The sequence below is a fragment of the Chitinophaga sedimenti genome (genome assembly GCF_023156195.1).
Taxonomy (GTDB): Bacteria; Bacteroidota; Bacteroidia; order Chitinophagales; family Chitinophagaceae; genus Chitinophaga; species Chitinophaga sedimenti.
This window is the reverse complement of the sequence record NZ_JAKUKA010000001.1, coordinates 5671487-5691382: the sequence shown is the minus strand read 5'-3', so window position 1 is coordinate 5691382 and position 19896 is coordinate 5671487. Positions and strand designations below refer to the sequence as shown.

The following is a 19896-nucleotide window of genomic DNA, read 5'->3' as shown; positions in this document are numbered from 1 at the left end:
AACTTTATAAATTCAACACGATAAACTTACATTGATAAATAATTGCTTTTTAACATGAAAGGCACCGGCTGCAGGCTGTTCGACTATCCCAAAATGCTGGCAAAGTTGTCATTATCGCTGCGCCACATTAGCAGTTAAGCATAGGCTGTTTGGACACATTCCATTTGATTTGTTGTCCACGCCGGCCTTCATAGGTGATATACCACATGCCGATCAAGTTATGGAGAAAGGGTTGGACATCGTTTGTACTCTCCTGAACAACTAATTCAGCTATTATTTTTTCGCTTACCGTTAGACAATATTTCCTTTTCCGATAATTTTATTATTTTACGTAACCCTAACTACCGTATTAGACACCTCATCAACCATCATTAATTTGAGCAGGCTGCCTGACCAGTAATCTATTGATTCCCCCAATTTAGAGTCGCAGATTGTAAGTTTCCGTCAGCCGCCCACGTGTGAATGTTTAAAGAAAAAGTAGCATGCAGTTTGTATTTCTGGATGAAGACCTGCAAATCACCGCAGATCTTCAGGCATTAAAAAAAAAAACACTACCCCTTATACAATGGCACTTTACCAGCATCAAGGAATTCTTGAAGCTGTCAATAAGCAGGTAAAAAATAAGTACAACGTCGATGGTCGACTTACGGCATTCATTAAAAAGGCCAGGCAAGATAAAGTCGATCTGGCCTTGGCGCCAGAATATTGTTGTCCTTTGACAATAATTAATGATATTATTAGAGATGGAGATTTACGACCATTAGATGGGGCGCTATGGGTATTGGGCGGAGAATCTATAACATTACCGGAATTAAAAAAACTGCAAATTGACTATAATGATGTCGCAACCCATATCCATTTTGAAGAAAATATAAAATTTGATATGGGTGACTTTGTCGATCCCCTATTTTATTTTTTTAGGGGAACTCACAATGGCCACAGCAAACTTATTGTATTAGTACAATTCAAAACCGCCCACATGGGTGCCAGGGACGACCCATTTGAGCGAGACCATCTTGTACAAGGTAAAACCATATATGTTTTACGGAACTCACCAGAATCCGTTCACTTTATATCGTTGGTATGCTCCGAGGCAATGGAGTTTCAAACAGTTCTGAGCACGGCAGTCATGAGCCAGTTAAGATGGAAAACTGATACCTACCTGATCTATAATCCGCAGATGAATCCCAATCCCTCCCACGAACATTTCCGTCGGTTTAGGGAATTTATCTTTCAGGCCCCTCGAAAGGAGATCATAACACTGAATTGGCATGGAGACTCAAAGATTCAGACAAAACCCCTATTTCCTAATAAAAGTGCGCGCAGTTCCATTCTGATTAAAAGTCCAGACAGCGAAGGGATAACCAAACGCATTAAAGGGAATCACAAACGCGGCGTCTACTACTTTTACGGAAAAAAGGATCACCATATTTTTGTTTTTAATAGTCTTGCTCACTATTACTCCTTGAAAATTACACCAGCAGATATCACCGAAGGCGTCGCTTCTCGGCATCTAAGGGATGGGCCTAACAATATTCAAACCTACTTTTTAATGAACAAGATGAACTGGTTGAAGCAAATGACAAAATCTGCGACCACCACTTGTCGTTTTTGAAAGACTTGGGTAGCACATCTAAGTTTTTAACAGACGATAACGCCTGCATAATTCAAAAGGAAATATTGGTATCACTTTCTACCGGTAAGGTTAAAAAAATGATAGCATATTTTGGCATAACATACTATTGCTACATCCTTTTCTGGCGTCTCTGGACAACGATAATAACTTCCGATTAACGTTTGCAGAAGACAACGTAACGCAAAATGTAGACGAAAGGAAAAAATACGTATCTGCTATTCAAAAACTCGAAACCTTATTAAACAGCGAGCATCTTCCTGAGAGCCTTTCTGATTTACGAGGGAAACAGTTACGTATAGGGTACACCCCTGACGCGAAAGAAGACAACTACCTATTTAATGTCCTAAACAGCTCGGGAAAAGCGGAAATTGCCACCGTCTGTTATCTTGGTATGGCAAGAGAAGCAGAAGTGGAGCATCTATTTAAAATTCTCCAATCGCTTTTTGCTAAAAGTCATCGGTCACGGGAAAAAGTTGTCGTTTTCTACCAACACGGTGATGACATAATTCCCTATTATGACAAAAATGCTGGAAAGATCACACATGTTGTTAGTCGTGAGGAAGGTTCAATCTTAACTTAAAATCGAAATGGAAAAAGAATTTATTTTAGACGTTGCACGAAGTGAATGGCGCAATGTCGAAATGGTCCATCAAAATATATATAAGGGTAACTGGATGTCAGTAGGTCAGAATAGGGCCGCGATATGTTACCTGGATCTGGATGGCGAAGAAGTATTTGATAATTTCAAGGGATATCAGGAACGGCTGCTTTCAGGTGAATTTTATAATAATCCTGGTGGCATTCAGTGGAATTTTTACTTATTTGTTATTAGGGACAGTTTTGAAGGAAAAGATAAAAAGCTAATTGAAAATGATGAAATATACGCTCGAAAATACCTGCTTGAACCAAAAGAATTTAAAAACTTCTTTCGACTGGAGAAAGGCAGTGACACACCAGCTCCTAACGTCTTAGCAAACTGGAAAGCTGAATTGGAACAGGCTGGTCTGATTGAAACCTATCAAGATACGACCATCACCTCGGCCACAAAACGATTTATCGAGGGTAATCCAGTCCCTTCAATACAGAAAAGAGATGCAACTACAACAAACAACGTTGTACGCCTGCAGAAAATTGACCGTCTCATCCTTAATGCTTCCTATAGACAGTACCCCAACGTTCGTCAGTACCAATTTGGCGCTATGAACTTGATTACTGGCGTGAACGGTGTAGGAAAAACCTCTATTTTGGAAGCAATAGAGCTTTCTATATGTGGAAAAATTTTCCGCGACTCCAGCGTAGAATTCCCCACAAATAGTCTCACCATGTACGCCAATGGAAGCAATTCACCTTTCCCCTTCTCACCCTCAAACCTGGGGCTTTATCGAGATCGAGATCGTCAATGGTACGGGAACAGTACGATGCGCACCAGTGAGCTTTTCTTATCCTTCAACCGATTCAACTACTATAATGCCGATGCAGCGAGGGATTTCACAGAGGGCAACACCGAACAAGGTATACAAGAGGCTGTTTCAAATATCGTTTTAGGCGCTGACTTTTCGCGCATCATCGATCGTGTAGATAAGTTTTTGTTAGCCCTACGCCCGGCTTTAAACTCGTTAACAACACAACTTCAAAAGCAGCGGGACGTAAAAGAAAAAAGCCAAGCCAAAGTTGCAGCTTTTCAAAGTACAGGAGATGTAAAACTGCTTGCAGAAAGGATAACGCAAGAACTTTCTGAGTTGCGTCCCGTGCACGCTGATAAAATTTCTATTGATTCGCTGGGATCAGTCGATTTGCTAATTAACGAACTGGAAATAAGACTGGAGCCTTTTGAACGAAGCAGCCATGTTATTGACTCAATTACCAGCCACACACATGAAACCACCAAGCTAAGAGATGAAAAAAAGTCAATTTAATGGTTTCCTTTCCTCTATAGATCCTCTTTTTAAACGTCGTGGAGAGTTATTGAGTGAAATTTCTGATAAAAATATCAGATTGCAAAAATCTCTGTTGCAAAGCTATATGTTAGCCATGATTGGGGGATGGCCCTTGATGGATTTGCCGTTCGGAGGGTAAAAGTAGAGGCGGACCTGAGCAATTGCGAATACTTGCATAAATTGCTTGCTCACATTGATTTAGACAAATATAACCGCGAAATCGACTTTTCAGCTTTAAGCATTGAACTCGAAGAGCTTGAACTCTTTGCAAAGGAGCACTTGCGGAATATTGATCAAAAGATCCAGGAGCACAGTAAAAAGGCGAGACGATTGGGCAGTTGATTGCACAAATAAAAATTGATGGCAAAAGACTATTGGAGTTATCTAAAAATTTAGATACCTGTCCATTATGCCAAGCCCACTACACGCCTGAATTGCTTTCACAACAGATACTTAAAATAGTTCCTGAGATCATTGAAGCAGGCACTGAAATCGCGGATTTGACAAGAAAGCGTCCCGATGCTAACGACGCCGTAATAATGGCGGGAAATGCCGTGTCCGACTTGGAAAAAATTCGCAAAGCACTCCTGTGGATCAACGATACGCATACTGAGACGCCGATAGGGGCACTAAGAATGGATCGAATAGTAGAGCGATTGCGCGCAATTTTAAACTCCCTCAACAATCTAAAAGACCAAAAGAAACAACTGGACGACATTTCAGATTGGGCAAAAATTTCAGGATTATCAGAAGAAGAATTTTATGATATAGATAGATACATGTCCCAATGGGAAAGCCCAAAACTACGACTACAGGTTGATCAAAAAAGTAGTATTACGGAGTATGAACAAAACCTTCTTAAAGAAATAAAAGAGGCAGAAAAAGAGGCAGATGAAATCAATCGGCTGCTATCTGGCATATATCTCGATGTAAAAAAGCATTCCCAATGTCCATAGACGATGACCTCATTGTCTCGACAATCCATGCAAGATTAGCTGCTAAAGAAGCGGGATTGCAGAATTTGGATACAGCGTTTTCAAAAATAAAAACAATAGTCCACCTCTCTGATTCGGATTCAATCCTGTCTATTTCAAATGCAGTAAAAATCCTGAAGAAAAATGTGGCATCATTACGAAAAGCCCTTAATGACCAAACTGAACTGCAGATAGAACTCGATAAAATCCTGCATGCTAATGAGTTTATAGATGGCAATAAGGCCAAGCATGCCCGGCTCGAAAATGCCATCAACATACTTGATAGAATGTCAAAGGACCGGGGAAAAACGGCGATGGAAGCGTTTTTTAAAGAGAACCGAGAACTAATAAGCGACATTTACGTGACGATACACTCTCCAAAGGAATTTAACGCCATTACATTTTCCGACGGTAAAATTCTGCTGGTGAAGCCTGATGGCTCCGAGCACCCTGTCAATAGAATTAGTACGGGGCAGCGGTCAGCACTGGCAATGTCACTGTTCATTGCGTTAAATCGCCAACTTAAGGATGGTCCGAAAATTATGCTTTTTGACGATCCAGTGGCTTTCACTGACGACTTCAATATTTTATCGCTACTCGATTTTCTGAGATTCTTCATTCTTAAAGAAGGCAAGCAAATATTTTTTGCTACTGCAAATGCGCGGTTAGCCTCACTAATTGAGAAGAAATTTGAGTTTATGGGTAATCACTTCAAGCAATTTCACTTGGAGCGTTAGAATTTGTTTGTTAGCCACCAGATCCTCTGACAAGGATTTAAGAATCGGATCTCTTCTGGCATATAATAGCCAGTCCGATGATTGGGGCGCCTATTGCTATTTTTGACAAGAAAGGTTCGCCATAACAATGGCAAGCGATGCTGCAACAGCATAAAGCACTCTTTTCATGGGTACACAATGAGGGTTTGAAATGATAAAACGTGTTGAAAATCAGATACCGAATAGTAACTATAAAGTTTGGTGAATAGATAGCGATAAGTATGGATTACCGGACAACTTCTTCAGGTTACCAATTTTTTGAGGCTTCCGGACGCCTTCATTTACAACAAAAATAACGTGTAAACAAACGCATATACAACACATTGGTTGTATATCCAACGTACGGAAATATATATTTGCTATCTCGCAATTCGCTCCCACTTCTACCACTATTTTAGACTCCCCACGCTCACAACAACAGTCACCAAACTCTTATTATATGGCTACAGGTGCATGGGGAGAAATGGATGAAGACAAGTACTGGGAAATTGTCAGAAAATCCCTTTTAAATGTAAAAACACAAGAGGAACAGGAGGAAAAACTAACTTCTATCCTCGCCCGCCTTTCCCAAAAAGACATCGTCGCTTTTGAGCTGAAAACAGAGCAGCTTATCTACAAAGCGCATTCCGACCGCCTTTGGTGCGCTGCTACCATCATGAATGACCACTTTACCTCCGATGACAGTTTCAGGTATTTTAAGGCCTGGCTTATTTCAAAGGGCAAAGAAGCCTACAATAATGCTATTGAGAATCCCGATACGCTTGTCAGCTTAATTGACCCGAATACCCAATTTTATGACTTCGAGCTTTTCAGCTACGTAAGCAGCTATGCAATGAAATTAAAAACTGGCACTGATGACATGCCATCTTACCCAAAAGGATTTCCTTATTCACACTTCCAGCAACCCAAGTGCAAGTTCGACTGGAATCAGGGCGACGATGATATCATGAGAAGCTACGCTCCCAAGCTATATGATGCAATGGAAGAAATGTTTATCGCCAAAAAATGGAGAAACTAAATCAGGAAGGCAACGCAGCTCCACAGAAAAACCGAAGCGGAAGCCAAGACGCTAATTCTATTCGCTTACAATTTATGCCGGCACCGAAACGTGCCGGCATTTTCATTTCCTTTCAAGGCCATAACGATCTGCTAAATTTCCCCCGTTATAGCGCCATCTCGGATGAGATATCCTGAATTGTAAGTAAGTTATTATTGTCTGTTAGGACAGCCCTTTTGTCTAACCTGTTCCGGCCCCACACCAGGGACGCAACACTACGGGCTATGATTCACGGAAGTCTTTTTTCCGGCATTGGAGGCTTTGATCTTGCCGCCCAATGGATGAAATGGCAGAACCGATTCCAAGTTGAAATCGACCCCTTCTGCCGAAAGGTACTGGACCATCACTTCCCCCAGACCGAAAAATTCACAGACATTAAAAACTTAAAAGGAGACAAATTTTATGGAGCAGTTAACATTGTTTCAGCAGGATTTCCTTGCCAACCGTTTAGTGTGGCTGGAAAGCGCGCAGGTAAAGGAGACGATCGCTACCTCTGGCCAGAAGCTCTCAGAGTCATTACAAAAATCCGGCCCAACTGGATTGTTCTTGAAAACGTTACTGGCTTACTCAGTATCATGGACCCCATCGGTGCTGGTAACCTGGAAATCGCAAAGACTGGCGTATTATTCGACCATCAATTGGAAAAAAACAGCACCGAGATCCAGAAAAGGATCATTGCCACCATCCTTGAACAACTCCAGCAGGCAGGATATGTTCTTCCACAACTTACCGATGGCACGCCAGTCATTATGTGTATACCGGCTTGCTCCCAAGGTGCGCCGCACCGCCGCGACAGGATCTGGATTGTTGCCCACTCCGACGACAATGGATCAACTACCCCCAAAATCAGACAAAGCAATCATCAAGGAAATGACAGTGGCAAGGCCGGGAAGGAGTCAGTTATCCAACCTCAGAGACATGATAGAACGTCTGAGATCTCCTCTGCTGCCCACACCGGTGGCCACACCGAGCCGGCGCAAACTCGGAATCGGACAGATCAGGCCGATGGACAAGCAGGGCAACAAGTATGGCGTAAGTCTGGAACAATTGATGATGGCACAGCTGCTCCCTACCCCCACAGCAACGTCAGATCACAAGGGAGGATGCACGCGACCAGACCCGAAACGACAGAACGACTCGCTGGCCCATTCCATCCACGGAATAGTTGGAACCCCTGGGAAAACTTCCCAACTCAGTCCCCTGTTTGTGGCGGAGATGATGGGCTTTCCTTTGGATTGGCTGACATCTCCTTTTCAAAATGGCGGAAAGAATCCATCAGGAGTTTAGGAAACGCAATCGTTCCCCAGGTTGCCTTTCAGATTTTCCAAAGCATCCAGCAGGCAGAATACGATCTGGGAGAGGGTAAGAATAAATGACAGACAACTTGGGACGGGTAAATTTTCACTACGTAGGACAAATGAAAATCCTACAAAATTACCTTTAGGGACATAGGGATTACATTTAAACAGTTACAATCAGAAAAAAAGGGCCGGCATCTTAATGCTGGCCCGACTTATTTCAACCTGACAACTGCATCTATACATTAATGTACTGACTGAATATAAGCTCAGCTTCCCTTACAACAGGAGCTATGCCTTCTCTTAGTTGTCGCCGCTCCTCCAATCCTTTTAAGTACCCCGCCGGGCTGCACGTGGAAAGCCAGGAAGAAATCTGGGAGCAGATATCCCGCTCGCTTGTATATCCTTCCAGAAAATTTACCGCACTCTGTACTATGACCCGAGGTGCCGTAAACTCAAAACCCTCCAGGTCCCTTCTGTTAAATAGCCCCTTAAAGCTCCCGGCTGTCTGATCGTCGTACCAGATAAACACGGGATACTTTCGTATCGCGTCATCCAGCCTTGACCCTGCATACCATATCATTACCCGTGACTTCAGTAACGTTTGGTTAAAAAAGAAAAAGCCACTTGCTCCCTTTTCCCGGGTTCCGGCTAAATTGTAAACCTTATCTGCGATATCCATTTGCGCTGATCCTTTAGAAATAATGAAGGCAAGTTTTTGCGATAGGGAGCTACACGCTCTTTCTGTAATGGTCGTCCCCTTTCTGGTAATACCGGCATCCGGATGAACAACACCTGGTTTTTTAATTTCAGAAATCGGTCCCCCATCCCATCTCCTTGTCGATGTTGCCGGAGGAAAGGAGTGCATCCTTTGGGGTACAAAAACATCTGCCCGCATGCTGGCTATGTCCGTCACTTTTCGATAACTTAAGAAGTTATGTTCCTTTCCAGAATCCATTTGTGCTACTTTTAATTGCGCGTATTCAGTCCAGTAGTTAGGTGAAATTTTCATTATCTATGCAGCTACATGCAACTCGCAGTCCGATAAAGCGCTTAAGTCTTGACACCTAAAAATCAAGCATTCGCCAGCAAACGATACCGTCAGGAGTAGAATAATTAGTAATTGGAATCCGAAAACGTTCTGGTAGAATAAAACAATTATTCCACCTTGTGGCATAGTTCATCAGGTAACTGACATCGAATCTGCGATCTTCGTGTCTATTTTTTGATGCTATAATAACGTAGAACAACAGACGGATCGACAAAAAACAGACAAAATATATCAGCCTTAAAGTAATTTGGAGTATTGCCTTACAAAGCTACCGAAACCCGCTCACCGGGGAAAAAAACTTTAGTGAACCACTCCAGGTAATTACTTACTCATTGCAATCCACCCGGAAAATGACAACACTTTTGTCACAGACAACCTTACAATTGAGACCATCCTAACCAGAAATCAATACACATTCGTGGCAACTTCGCTCCGGAAACGTAACTGATTGCCGCCCCTGAAAGGAAAGTTCTACTTCCCGATCCTGCAACATCCTCTATCAAAGAGCAAGTGACGGGATTAGCTGATCTCTATAATTCTTCGTATCTGCCATCAGCAAAACCTTGGGCTGGCATTAGTCCGACAGCAACACTTCTACCCCGCGCAAATCATCATTTTTCCTCCTACATAGGAATAACTCGGCTTTAAGATTTGCCAATACAAGCACATTTGTGCGCAGTAGACAAAACCAGAAATTATCAGGTGAATGACTGCCCCTGGAAAGCAAGCAGGATTAATCATAAACAGGCACCAGGAAACAACAAACAAGTACATTTTAAAATTTTCCTTATTAAATATCCAAACTTGTTATGACTCGAAAACTCACTTCTTATCATTTAATGTAATGCAGTTTTTCGCTGCATTCGGCCTTTCCCGCACAGGTCGGAACTGAGGAATTTTTAATCGTCAAACGAAAATTCTATGGCCGCTATTAAAAAACATAAGATGAGTTTAAGTACCGGCAAGGAGATAAAACTGTCCGGACATACGATCTGCATTTCAAATTCGATGGAGATTGGCGAGGGGTTTACCAAAAATCTTTTCGGTCTTAACGAGGCTTACAAAGAAGGTTCAACTCTGCCAGTTATCATCAACCCGTTCGATATTTCCAGAGATGAGTGGTTTGAAATTGCCGACTACCAAATCTTTTTGTGGATGCATTTTAAAGATAGACTACGGCAGTTCGGCATAAAGAATCCACAGATTTTCAAAGGCACCCTGTAGGGATTATTGCTATAGGCGTCAAATGCCAGTTCGGCAGCGAGCAGCTCTAAAGGACTGCCACAAAAGGCTATAGATGACCGTAAGGCCCCTATTAGCCTAAAGCCCCTGCCGCTTTGAGCGCGTCAGCAAGATGTACACTTACGCACAAATGTGCGCAAGTGTTTATTGGCCTTCAGAGTCGGCCAATATAATTATATGGTATAAAACCGCTGCTTTGGCAGTCAGTGAAAAATGAAGCTGTATGAATCGCCATAAATTACCGGATGATGTTGTGCTGAAATTCGACGTTAAAACTCGAATAACCGCCTATCACTTTGAAAGATTCTCGGACATGCTCTCCAAATCCCATTACAAAACCATGAGCGAATTGCTCAGACATGTTTTGTGTGAGGGCAAAGTTGAAGTCGTAACAATTGACGAAAGCCTGGACAAAGTGATGGAAGAACTTGTAGATGCCCGTAAGGAAGTCAAGGCAGTGGGCGTAAACCTCAACCAGCTCACCAAGCTACTAAACGTCAAAGGGAAGATCGCCCTACCAATGGAACTTAACATCATACAGGCTTCGATTCAGGAGATCCGGGAACAACTCAGGCGCCCGCTGGAAATCATTTCTGAACTCTCCCGGAAATGGTTGCGAGAATAACGACGGGAAAAAGTTTCAGCGGCCTGCTTTATTACAATGAAAATAAAGTTGCCAAAGGACAGGCCACCTGTATCGATGCCGTAGGGTTTGGTATGGACGTTGATGACCTGACGATAAAAGACAAACTTCACCGATTTAAAAAACAGGCGAGGAAAAATAAAATTGCCAAGACCAATGTTGTGCATATCTCCCTAAACTTTCAGCCGGGGAGGAACTCTCGGAAGACAAGCTCAAAGAGATCGCCGGGAAATATCTTGCCAAGATCGGATTCGGGGATCAACCCTACCTGGTGTACAAGCACACAGATGCGGACCACCCGCACATCCATATCATGACGACCAACATTAAAAACAATGGTCACCGTATAAAAACGCACCTGATAGGAAAAACTATTGGCATGCAAGCCAGAGAGGAAATTGAAGTGGAGTATGGACTTGTTAAAGCTAAAGATCAAAATACAAAAGTGGAGGCCGTCATTGCCGCAGCCAATCCGGATCTTGTACTTAAAGACAAAAAGGGACACCGGGACCAGATCGGAAGTATTGTTCGGGCCGTCATCGCAAAGTATCATTTCACCTCCCTGGAAGAATTCAACCAGGTATTAAGGCAATACAATATCGTCGCAGATGCCGGAGAACTAGGTAGTCTGCTTAATAACCGAAAAGGACTTGTTTATTCTGTCATCGACAAGCATGGAGAAAAGATAAGTCCGGAAAGGAAAGCGAGCAGTATTTATGTCAGGGCACCGGTACATCCCCGACTGCCCTACGCTCAGGTTTCTTGATTATAAGTACCAGATGGCCCTTCAGGCACGGAAAAACTTAGACCACGCCTGATCCAGCTTATTGACCAAACGCTTGCCAAGGGAGTTGATCTGGCTGCATTTAAACAGTACCTGCAGGCAGAAAATGTGGCCATTGACTTCTGGCATAACCGCCTTGGCAACCTCGGCGGCATCACCTTCATCGACAATCGAACCGGCGCCGTATTCAAAGGCTCTGCCCTTAAAAAGGGTATGGCGCAGCTGGCATTGGCGCACGGCTGCTCTCAGCTGACAAGGTAGCCATCAAATTCAACAGATCATTTATCAACCGAGTGCTGGGACAAACAGAATTCACCACCGGATTCGACCAGGTACTCAAATATTGGAAGAAAGAGGGCGTAAAAATTGATGTAAGGGCCGTGGACGATAATAAAGTCTACTTTTTCATGGGCGCCTACCACCTGGCACCCACCACCTTTATTCCAGTTTCTAAATCCCTTTCGACCTATCTGCAGGTAAACCTATTGGAAAACCTGCGAGCAGATTATCAAAAGCAAAAAAACGACAACCAGATTAATTACCAGACCTGCCAGGAACCTATCCAGGCGTCCTTTCCTACCACAGTTTCCTCGAAGACCTTCTACATGCAGAAACACCTTACGGACAAACACCGTGGGAAATGATGCACGAAGCCAAAGGAAAGAAAAGGAAAAAGCGACGCAGGTAACCTTCCCTCCCACACCAGCTCCGCATGTCCAACAAACATGGGAACAGGCGAAAATGAACAAATGCTCCGCAGCATAACAGATTTGCTGCGGCTGGCCAGCATGCTATTGCTGGGCCTTCACTGCTACATCTATTGTTATGGCAGTCTACATGAACTCGGCGCAACTTCCGAGATCCTAAACAAGTTCCTCTTCAAAATCGGCACGCATCCCGCCATCAACAATCAGCTATACCTAAAAGGATCTGTGCTGGGGTTGCTGATCCTTGCCCTTGCAGGCATCAGGGGAAAAAAGATGTGAAGTCCCAACCGGTAAACATCATCCTGGGAATTTGTTTCGGGTTGTTATTGTATTGGGCTTCCCCACTGATTATGGATACCCCGCTGCCATTTGCAGTTGTCGGTATTGCATACATCTGTCTTACTGCATCAGGTTACCTGCTACTCATAACTTCAGGTGCCAGAATATCCCGACTGATCAAAGTCAACCTGGATAAGGACATCTTTAACGAACTGAACGAAACGTTCCCGCAGGAAGAACAGTACCGGTCAAACGAATACAGTGTTAACCTGCCTGCGAAGTACAACTTTCGCGGCAAAACAAGAAATAGCTGGATTAACTGCCTGGCCCCTTTTAGAAGTACGATGATAATTGGAGGCGGAGGATCCGGAAAATCGTATTTCATTATACGTCATTTCATCACCCAAATGATATCGAAGCGATACGTTTTATTCGTATATGATTTCAAGTTTCCTGATCTCTCCATCATCGCTTACAACGCTTTTCTAAAGTACAAGCACCTCTACGAAAAACCTCCGAAGTTTTATTATATCAACTTTGATGACTGCTCACGCACGCATCGATGCAATGTCATTCCACCAGATGGCATGCCAGAGATCACAGATTCAGCAGAGTCAAGCCGGACGCTACTTCTGGCGCTCAATAGAGACTGGATAAAAAAATCCGGCGAATTTTTTTCCGAGAGTAGTATCAACTTTGTTACTGCCATATTCTGGTTTCTGAAAAAGTATAAAGGAGGCCAGTACTGCACCCTTCCGCATGCGATAGAGTTTCAGTCCCTGCATTACGATGACCTCTTTCCGATTCTGGGTACTGAGCCGGAGATTGAAGTGTTGATAGGGTCGCGCCCGTCATAAATTATGACGGGCGCGACCCTCCCCGAAAAAATCCTTTTTTGAGCGCGTATTTGAATCGCGCAATGGAACAACTCGAAGGCCAGATCGCCAGCGCGAAGATTGCACTTTCTCGTCTTGTCTCCCCTTCACTTTATTATGTATTAAGCGGCAATGATTTCTCCTTAGACATCAACAACCCGCAAGACCCCAAGATTGTTTGCGTTGGCAACAATCCCAAACGCGTTCAAACCTATGGCGCCGTGCTGTCTCTTTACCTGACAAGGCTCAGTCGGCTGATAACGGTGAAGGGCATGCTTCCCAGCGCCATCATAGTAGATGAGCTGCCCACAGTTTTCTGGAACGGCTGCGAAAATCTCGTCGGAATTTCACGCGGCTATAGGTGTGCGGTAGTTTTTGCTATCCAGGATTACGCGCAGTTGAAGAAAGATTATAGCCGGGAACAGGCAGAAGTACTGGTCAATATTTGCGGGAATATATTCTGTGGCCAATCTGTAGGTGATACCGCCAAATTCATGTCGGAACGGATTGGAAAAGTCGTACAGCCAAGGGAATCGGTCTCTATCAACCGGCAGGATACCAGCGTATCCAAGAGCACGCAATTGGATGCGGCGATCCCGCCATCCAAGATCGCCCAGCTTTCCTCCGGGGAATTCGTTGGTATCATGGGAGACACCCCTACCGAGATCATCAAGCTCAAAGCATTTCATGCCCATATTCAGAATGATCATGCGGCCATTGCCCGAGAGGAAGCAGCCTATAAAGAAATTCCGATAGTAAAAGAAGTATCGCAACAGGAGGTCACCGACAACTTTAACCGGATTCGAAATGATATCCAACTCATACGGGCTACGGAACTGGAGCGGATTCGCAACACACCCAGCCTGTCGCACCTGCTGATCATTAACCCGGACAATAATAAATAAAACGGCCGGGAGAAGTCTCCCGGCCTTAAGCCAAAACTAACTGCAGAGAAAGAAGTAACCCTACCTAAACCTTAGCCCCTGCTTCGGCTTCAGTAGTGTCGTTATGTTAGAGGTGACAATTATGGGAACAGCCTTATCCAAATCTTCTCCTCAACGTTAGTTCTGACAGGACAATAAATGTCTTAAAAGGCCGGAATAGACATTCCAGCCCGTAGGTTAGGGCTCCGAAGAGCCATTTAAAAAATAACGGGTGCTGCAAAACGCAACCTCCCTCCTCAATATATTTATCCCCTGGTACCATATAAAACGTGCAGGGTACACATTTCAACTATCAGGCTGACCATTTTTTGGTATTAAAATTCAACATTTCATTAAAAACAGCCCGGGCAGAACCCGAGCTGCCGCCGTCCTTATCTTATGTATTTACCCAAGATGCGGAACGGCTTTCTGGACCACCGCCTTTATCCCTAATATCCTTCAAGTGGCGGTGGCACCAAGTATATAATGGACACGGGCTGGGACCGCCTATCTACTTCTTATTACCATCCTCTCAATGGATATAAATTCCTGTTGAAGGGACAAACCATGCTCTATCAATGCCTCGTTTATGGATGAAAAATCTGAAAAGTCCGCCTTTAAGGTAAGGACCACTCCGCCTCCATGATATGACCTGTCGATGATGGGCAACCCCGGGTCAAACTGATACCGGTTATCCAGCCAATTAACAAGGGCATCGATACTGTTACATTGAATAGTGAGCTTCCCATCTTCTAATTTGGTAGCCCGTTTTCCGGTATAGAACGGTATCTCCGTACGCCTGTTATGCTTAAGCAGCAAACAGTCCGTTGGCACCTTCTCAATACTCCCTGCTATACGGTAACGCTTTCCAAAGTATTGATTGAGATCATTGAGCATTAACGCCCACTTACTCACGCGCTCCTGAAGGGAAAAGACGCGATCATAATGAAAGCCATAATCCCTTCGCCACTTTTCCATCTCCACCTCATCAACATACTCCTTCTTTAACCCATCCGGGAAAAAACGTTTTTCGTCATACACCGTCATCGATATCCTGGCCCTGTTATAGGGAATATACTCCGCCGACTTATGCAGAGCAATAAGATAGAGTTCCACCGGAGTGGCGTTGGTTACCTGGATGCGGCCGTCATTGATATAGATATTCCTCGTGCTTACAGTACCCTTCTTCGCTTTGCCGATCGCCACCCCTTCGGTGGTCTCATAGTGCAGGCCAGGAAAAAGCAGGTCTTGCCCGAAAAGAATTCCTTCATTTTGTAGTTGCATCGGTATCTTGGATTCCTTCGGCTTTCGCAAGGTGGGCAACATTAAATAGCCACCAGCGAGGGAAAACAGCACCCCCAGGTGTTTGACCATATCCATAATGCAGCAGTTTGATTACGAAAGGATGTACGCTTTGCTCCATTGGATACTGGCCATGTGTTTTGGTAAGGTATCGGTTAGTACGGTCATGCCAATTGGTGACCTCATAGATTACTTCGCAAAAAGGAATGCGACTTCACCGATTTCTGGGGAGATTTTTATATATTATTTTTAATAACCTTTAGTGCATTACTCTTCAAATTATAAACCCTGGTTTTCTTTACTCCCATTTTAGCTGCTATTTCTTCTACCGTCATCTCATTTAGGTATAGCAACCTTATTACCTCTCTTTCCCGAGGTGTCAATATCTGGAGCGTGCCCATGACCTTGGCCATCACCTCTGTATGAAGATTTTCCATTTCCATTCCCTGATCAGCAGACTCGCTCCAACTGCTGACAAGCAGGTACTCTTTTTTTGTTACGCCGTTCCACTGACCACTTCCGGAACTCGCTGACCGCCTTATTTCGCGCCGCCAGAAAAAGCCAGTTCCGCGTTTGTGCCGGGGACTCGAAAGTGCCCAGCTTCACGATGACATCTATAAATACATCGGCGGACAATTCCTGGGCAAGTTCCCAATCGCGCATCGCCCTGCACAGGTGGATCGTTATTACTTCCCTATATTGTTTCACGATGGCCTTGAGCTCACGATCCTTTTCCGGCGTTAAGGTTTCAAATGGTTGCGTTTTGTCTTTTCTGACCATATAAGGATTAAAGTAACCGCGTGAATAAGAATGGTTAAGTTTCGCTCATACTATCTCCCTCAACACCATAAGGCATTGAATGACACAACTTTCGTGTATGTTTAGCGGCTAAACGCGCTCTTCAGGTTCATGACCAGACAACCGGTACCTTAAAATAAGATGGATCAAAATTGGGAGTAAGAAAACGGCTGACGTTAAAATGAAAAACAGCGCGGGGCTGCAAAAAGAATAGGGCTCAAGCCAAGAGGCGGGTAACGCAATTCCAAATCGGTTGTTCAACATTTACAGAAGTTTTGTATATAATAATGCAGGCAGAAATATTCCGCCAGGTTCCCAGGGGAGGGCATTATATACTGAGGAAGGATGGTCCAACGGCAGCAGTCGCTGACGTATGTGCAACATTACCCCCATTAATTAATATGACAAAATAATGGCCCGTTTGAACTATCAAGATTGTGCGGTTTGTATTGAAGAATGTTCAACGTTTTCACGCTTTCCTTCAAAAACATGCAGCACTATACCGGTTACAACATATCGGTATTAATTATATCCGGCCACTGCCCATCTTTGTCTATTTTCTGTTTTAAAAAATTTACTATTTTGGCATTGGAATAATTGCTGAACAATAAGAGAATGCTCCTGCCCGTACTACCATAGCCAGTTTGGTGTGGCTTCTAAATTGCAGCTGTCACCATCGCTATGAATCGATGCTCCGGATGTTTCCAACCTTATCACCTATCGACGTTAAACGCTATCCAGCTTTTTCATTTGCCTGACAGTGGAATACCAGAATCAACGTATACCTTTATTCTCTCTCCCTGCAAAAATGATTTAGCCCAGATCGTACCACCTAAACCGTTGGAGATACGCTTTATATGAACCGGCAAGAAAACATGGTTAATGACGACACACTCAGGCTCTTCAAGCAGGGAGACCAAGAGGCATTTACATCCATAGTCAGCGCCTACTTCAGGCGAATAATGCTCAGTACCCTGACGCTGGCCGTCCACGAGGATGCCGAAGAAATCGTTATGACCGCATTTTACCGCCTATGGCTCAACCGTGAAACCATCGAGGGCGAACCACACCTGGTCCACTATCTTCTCCATATAACAAGGAATCTTTGCATCGACAACCTGCGCAAGATCAAATCAGATCAACGAAGACTCAACGACATTAAGGAATCAGGCGTTCTCTCCAACGATGACGTTCATATCGCTGCCGTCCATGCGGAAGTATTGGAACTGGTATTCAAGTACGTTACCACGCTCTCTCCGCAGATGCAGACGGTATTCTGGGAAGGAATTATGGGCGGAAAAAGCAATCAGGAGGTAGCCGATATCATCGGTAAGTCCGCCAGTACTGTTGGGCATATAAAAACATCTTTAAAGAAACTGCTGGCCGAAAAATACCGGTCATTCCCCCAATCGCAACTCGCTATTCTATTGATTTTACTCCGATAGTAAACGTCTCATTTTCAAACTGTTAGATATTATTCCGAAAATTCTTCAAACTTTCTTTGAAAAATATCGGCAATAATGGGAACCTCTTACGTATCCTTTACGACGGTAGGTCTAAAATGGACAAACCAACGGAAGTAAACGGCGAGGCACAATTAATTCAGCATTTTCCAAAATCGCTTCAATGAACGACCGCAACGACATTATCGCAGCCATCATTGCCAAACAGCTTTTAACCAAAGAGCTGACCGCTGAAGAACTGCACATCATACAGCAATGGCGGGATGACCACCAGGTCAACCCGGTGCTGCCGTCTGAATTATTGGTTACCGAAGATGTCGCCCGGCTAATTACCCGGTACATCAGGCAGGAAGAACTCTCTGCTGAAGAACTCGCGGAGCTTCATAACTGGGCCGTGGAATGTGATGAGGTGTATCGTGAATTTGAACTGATCACCAGCCGGCCCAGGGAGATAGCGCCTATTCTGGCCAAGCAGCTACTGGAACAAGAACTTACAGCAGAAGAACAACAGATCCTTGCCGACTGGAGAGCGGAGAACCCTGCCCATGAAGCCGGATATCATAAAATTGTTGATAAGAGCACACTGGCAGCCGTTTACGGCATGCTCGACAAATCGGAAAAAAAAATTCTCGGAGAACTTATTAAGAAAACCTCTAAACTAAGTTCAACCGATGATCAACTCAATACTGACAGTGGCGCACATCAACATCAGACAGGTACAATACCACCTGCGCGAACAAGGATAATTCGCATGCTCTCTGTGGCGGCCACAATTGCCATCGTACTAAGCACCTCTTATTATATATTCCGGCACGACAAGCCAGTTCAACGCCCGGCACAGACGCCGGAACATGCCATGACGAACGCGAAGGCCATCAGTCCAGGACAGGCAAGTGCTGTGCTGGAACTGGCCGACGGCTCCAGTATCAATTTAGATTCAGCGAATTCCAACTTTGCTCTCAACAAACAGGGCGTTCAAATTAATGGCCAGGCGGGACAGCTTGTCTATCAGCCAGGGCAAGCTGGCAGCTTCCGTCTGGCCTATAACACCCTGCGCGTACCTGCAGGCGGCGAATACCGCCTTGAACTGGCGGACCACACCAAAATCCGGCTTAATGCCGGCTCCCGCATAACCTTTCCCGTGGCCTTCACCGAAAAGGAACGCATAGTGGAACTGGAAGGCGAAGCATTCTTCGATGTAACCAAGGATCCCGGCAAGCCCTTTCTGGTGCGCATCAAAGGAGCCAATGGAAGGAGCGACGTAACCGTTCGGGTATTGGGAACAACCTTTAACGTAAACGCCTACCCAGAAGATCAAACCGTTACCACCACCCTCGTAGAGGGCAAAGTAAATATCACCACCGGTCACCATTCCGCTTTGCTGGCGCCCAAACAACAGGCGATAGTAAGAGAAGCAGTATCCGACATTCAAGTTAACCAGCACCCTGACATGAAAGCCGCCATCGGCTGGACACAGGATCTGTTTGTCTTTCAGGATGAGGAGCTACGAAGCATCTTAAAGAAAGTGGCCCGCTGGTACAAACTGGAGATCACCTACTTGAACGAACCTCCTGCAGGCGGATTCTCCGGAACTATTAGCCGATACTCCTCGCTGGAAAAAGTACTTGAACTATTATCAGCCTCCGGCGTCAGGTATGAACTTGACGGCCAGCGACTAAAAATACTATAACAGTTGATAATTGGTAGGTTTAAGAAGTTGACATAAGCAAGTAGTACTGACCAAAGGATTTAGATTTTCCAACAAATGGTTATATATCTCGAAATGGGATATTAAATCGTACCCCCGGCGCCGTTTCAACGGCTACGTCTGGAACTTAAAACGCATCAAAAACTTCTACCAGTGCAGAGGAAGTGCATCTCGCTTCCTCTTCCTGTAAACCTTGAGAACAGCAAAATAGATCGAGTCATATATAATGAATAGATACTTATCATGTGAATACAACATAGCAGGTGGCTGGATCGCCGAAAATCCGCCGCTGTTATCACAACTACATCATACACCAGATTGGGAAAGGTCTCCAGGTAGTGATTATCATGGCAATACGTCCATGCCGATCGATACGCTGCCTGCCTGTTTCTCCCTAAATCCTTTATCGACGAACACCGTTCATCGTTGCTTGCTATCCCCAA

Annotated in this window: 18 protein-coding genes and 2 pseudogenes; 16 read left to right on the top strand and 4 right to left on the bottom strand. The window is 44.4% G+C overall.

All coding sequences use genetic code 11. The features are described 5' to 3' along the window. The first annotated feature begins 565 nt into the window (after positions 1–565). The 7 genes from MKQ70_RS32700 (at position 566) to MKQ70_RS32670 (ending at position 7756) form a co-directional block, all read left to right on the top strand. On the top strand, positions 566–1615 hold the full coding sequence (locus MKQ70_RS32700) for a hypothetical protein (protein WP_248079236.1): 1050 nt from the start codon (positions 566–568) through the stop codon (positions 1613–1615). A 127-nt stretch (positions 1616–1742) separates the two neighbouring features. Beyond that, positions 1743–2216, top strand: a complete 474-nt coding sequence (locus MKQ70_RS32695) for a hypothetical protein (RefSeq protein ID WP_248079234.1) — start codon at positions 1743–1745, stop codon at positions 2214–2216. 7 nt (positions 2217–2223) lie between these two features. After that, complete coding sequence (locus tag MKQ70_RS32690) at positions 2224–3552, top strand: AAA family ATPase (RefSeq protein WP_248079232.1); 1329 nt, start codon at positions 2224–2226, stop codon at positions 3550–3552. 359 nt (positions 3553–3911) lie between these two features. Further along, positions 3912–4529, top strand: a complete 618-nt coding sequence (locus tag MKQ70_RS32685) for a hypothetical protein (protein WP_248079230.1) — start codon at positions 3912–3914, stop codon at positions 4527–4529. Beyond that, a complete protein-coding gene (locus tag MKQ70_RS32680; RefSeq protein ID WP_248079228.1) occupies positions 4520–5284 on the top strand; it encodes an ATP-binding protein in 765 nt (254 codons plus the stop codon). The genes MKQ70_RS32685 and MKQ70_RS32680 overlap by 10 nt, the downstream gene beginning before the upstream one ends. 478 nt (positions 5285–5762) lie before the next feature. Further along, entirely contained in the window at positions 5763–6341 is a 579-nt protein-coding gene (locus MKQ70_RS32675; RefSeq protein WP_248079226.1) for a DUF4240 domain-containing protein, read from the top strand. A 263-nt stretch (positions 6342–6604) separates the two neighbouring features. Then, positions 6605–7756: a DNA cytosine methyltransferase gene (locus MKQ70_RS32670; RefSeq protein WP_248079224.1), complete on the top strand. Its 1152-nt coding sequence runs from the start codon at positions 6605–6607 to the stop codon at positions 7754–7756. A gap of 160 nt (positions 7757–7916) precedes the next feature. On the opposite strand, the gene MKQ70_RS32665 is transcribed toward MKQ70_RS32670, so the two are convergent. Next, complete coding sequence (locus MKQ70_RS32665; protein ID WP_248079222.1) at positions 7917–8636, bottom strand: hypothetical protein; 720 nt, start codon at positions 8634–8636, stop codon at positions 7917–7919. A 1014-nt stretch (positions 8637–9650) separates the two neighbouring features. On the opposite strand from MKQ70_RS32665, the gene MKQ70_RS32660 reads away from it, so the two are divergent. From MKQ70_RS32660 to MKQ70_RS32625, 7 genes and pseudogenes are all read left to right on the top strand, one after another. Then, on the top strand, positions 9651–9953 hold the full coding sequence (locus tag MKQ70_RS32660; protein WP_248079220.1) for a hypothetical protein: 303 nt from the start codon (positions 9651–9653) through the stop codon (positions 9951–9953). Positions 9954–10194: 241 nt separating this feature from the next. After that, positions 10195–10596 (top strand): plasmid mobilization protein, encoded by a 402-nt coding sequence (locus MKQ70_RS32655; RefSeq protein WP_248079218.1) that lies wholly within the window; start codon positions 10195–10197, stop codon positions 10594–10596. 178 nt (positions 10597–10774) lie between these two features. Beyond that, positions 10775–11380, top strand: a pseudogene (locus MKQ70_RS32650) (relaxase/mobilization nuclease domain-containing protein); the annotation flags it as partial. Between the two features lie 126 nt (positions 11381–11506). Beyond that, positions 11507–11659, top strand: coding sequence for a hypothetical protein (locus MKQ70_RS32645; protein WP_248079216.1), 153 nt, complete (start codon positions 11507–11509; stop codon positions 11657–11659). A gap of 32 nt (positions 11660–11691) precedes the next feature. Continuing rightward, positions 11692–12042: a hypothetical protein gene (locus MKQ70_RS32640; RefSeq protein ID WP_248079213.1), complete on the top strand. Its 351-nt coding sequence runs from the start codon at positions 11692–11694 to the stop codon at positions 12040–12042. Positions 12043–12123: 81 nt separating this feature from the next. Further along, a pseudogene (locus tag MKQ70_RS32630) lies at positions 12124–13241 on the top strand (YWFCY domain-containing protein). A gap of 38 nt (positions 13242–13279) precedes the next feature. Next, positions 13280–14164, top strand: a complete 885-nt coding sequence (locus MKQ70_RS32625) for a TraM recognition domain-containing protein (RefSeq protein WP_248079207.1) — start codon at positions 13280–13282, stop codon at positions 14162–14164. A gap of 525 nt (positions 14165–14689) precedes the next feature. Here the strand turns inward: MKQ70_RS32625 and MKQ70_RS32620 are convergent. The 3 genes from MKQ70_RS32620 to MKQ70_RS32615 form a co-directional block, all read right to left on the bottom strand. Continuing rightward, the gene (locus MKQ70_RS32620; protein ID WP_248079203.1) at positions 14690–15562 is read right to left on the bottom strand and encodes a hypothetical protein; all 873 of its coding nucleotides are present in this window, start codon (positions 15560–15562) and stop codon (positions 14690–14692) included. A gap of 158 nt (positions 15563–15720) precedes the next feature. Next, positions 15721–15921, bottom strand: a complete 201-nt coding sequence (locus MKQ70_RS42990) for a sigma-70 family RNA polymerase sigma factor (RefSeq protein ID WP_372490051.1) — start codon at positions 15919–15921, stop codon at positions 15721–15723. A 13-nt stretch (positions 15922–15934) separates the two neighbouring features. Continuing rightward, positions 15935–16264 carry an RNA polymerase sigma factor gene (locus MKQ70_RS32615; RefSeq protein ID WP_248079200.1) on the bottom strand — a complete coding sequence of 110 codons (330 nt, stop codon included), beginning with the start codon at positions 16262–16264 and terminating at the stop codon, positions 15935–15937. Positions 16265–17139: 875 nt separating this feature from the next. On the opposite strand from MKQ70_RS32615, the gene MKQ70_RS32610 reads away from it, so the two are divergent. Then, a complete protein-coding gene (locus MKQ70_RS32610; RefSeq protein WP_248079197.1) occupies positions 17140–17727 on the top strand; it encodes an RNA polymerase sigma factor in 588 nt (195 codons plus the stop codon). Positions 17728–17908: 181 nt separating this feature from the next. Then, entirely contained in the window at positions 17909–19435 is a 1527-nt protein-coding gene (locus MKQ70_RS32605; RefSeq protein WP_248079194.1) for a FecR family protein, read from the top strand. The last annotated feature ends 461 nt before the right edge of the window (positions 19436–19896 follow it).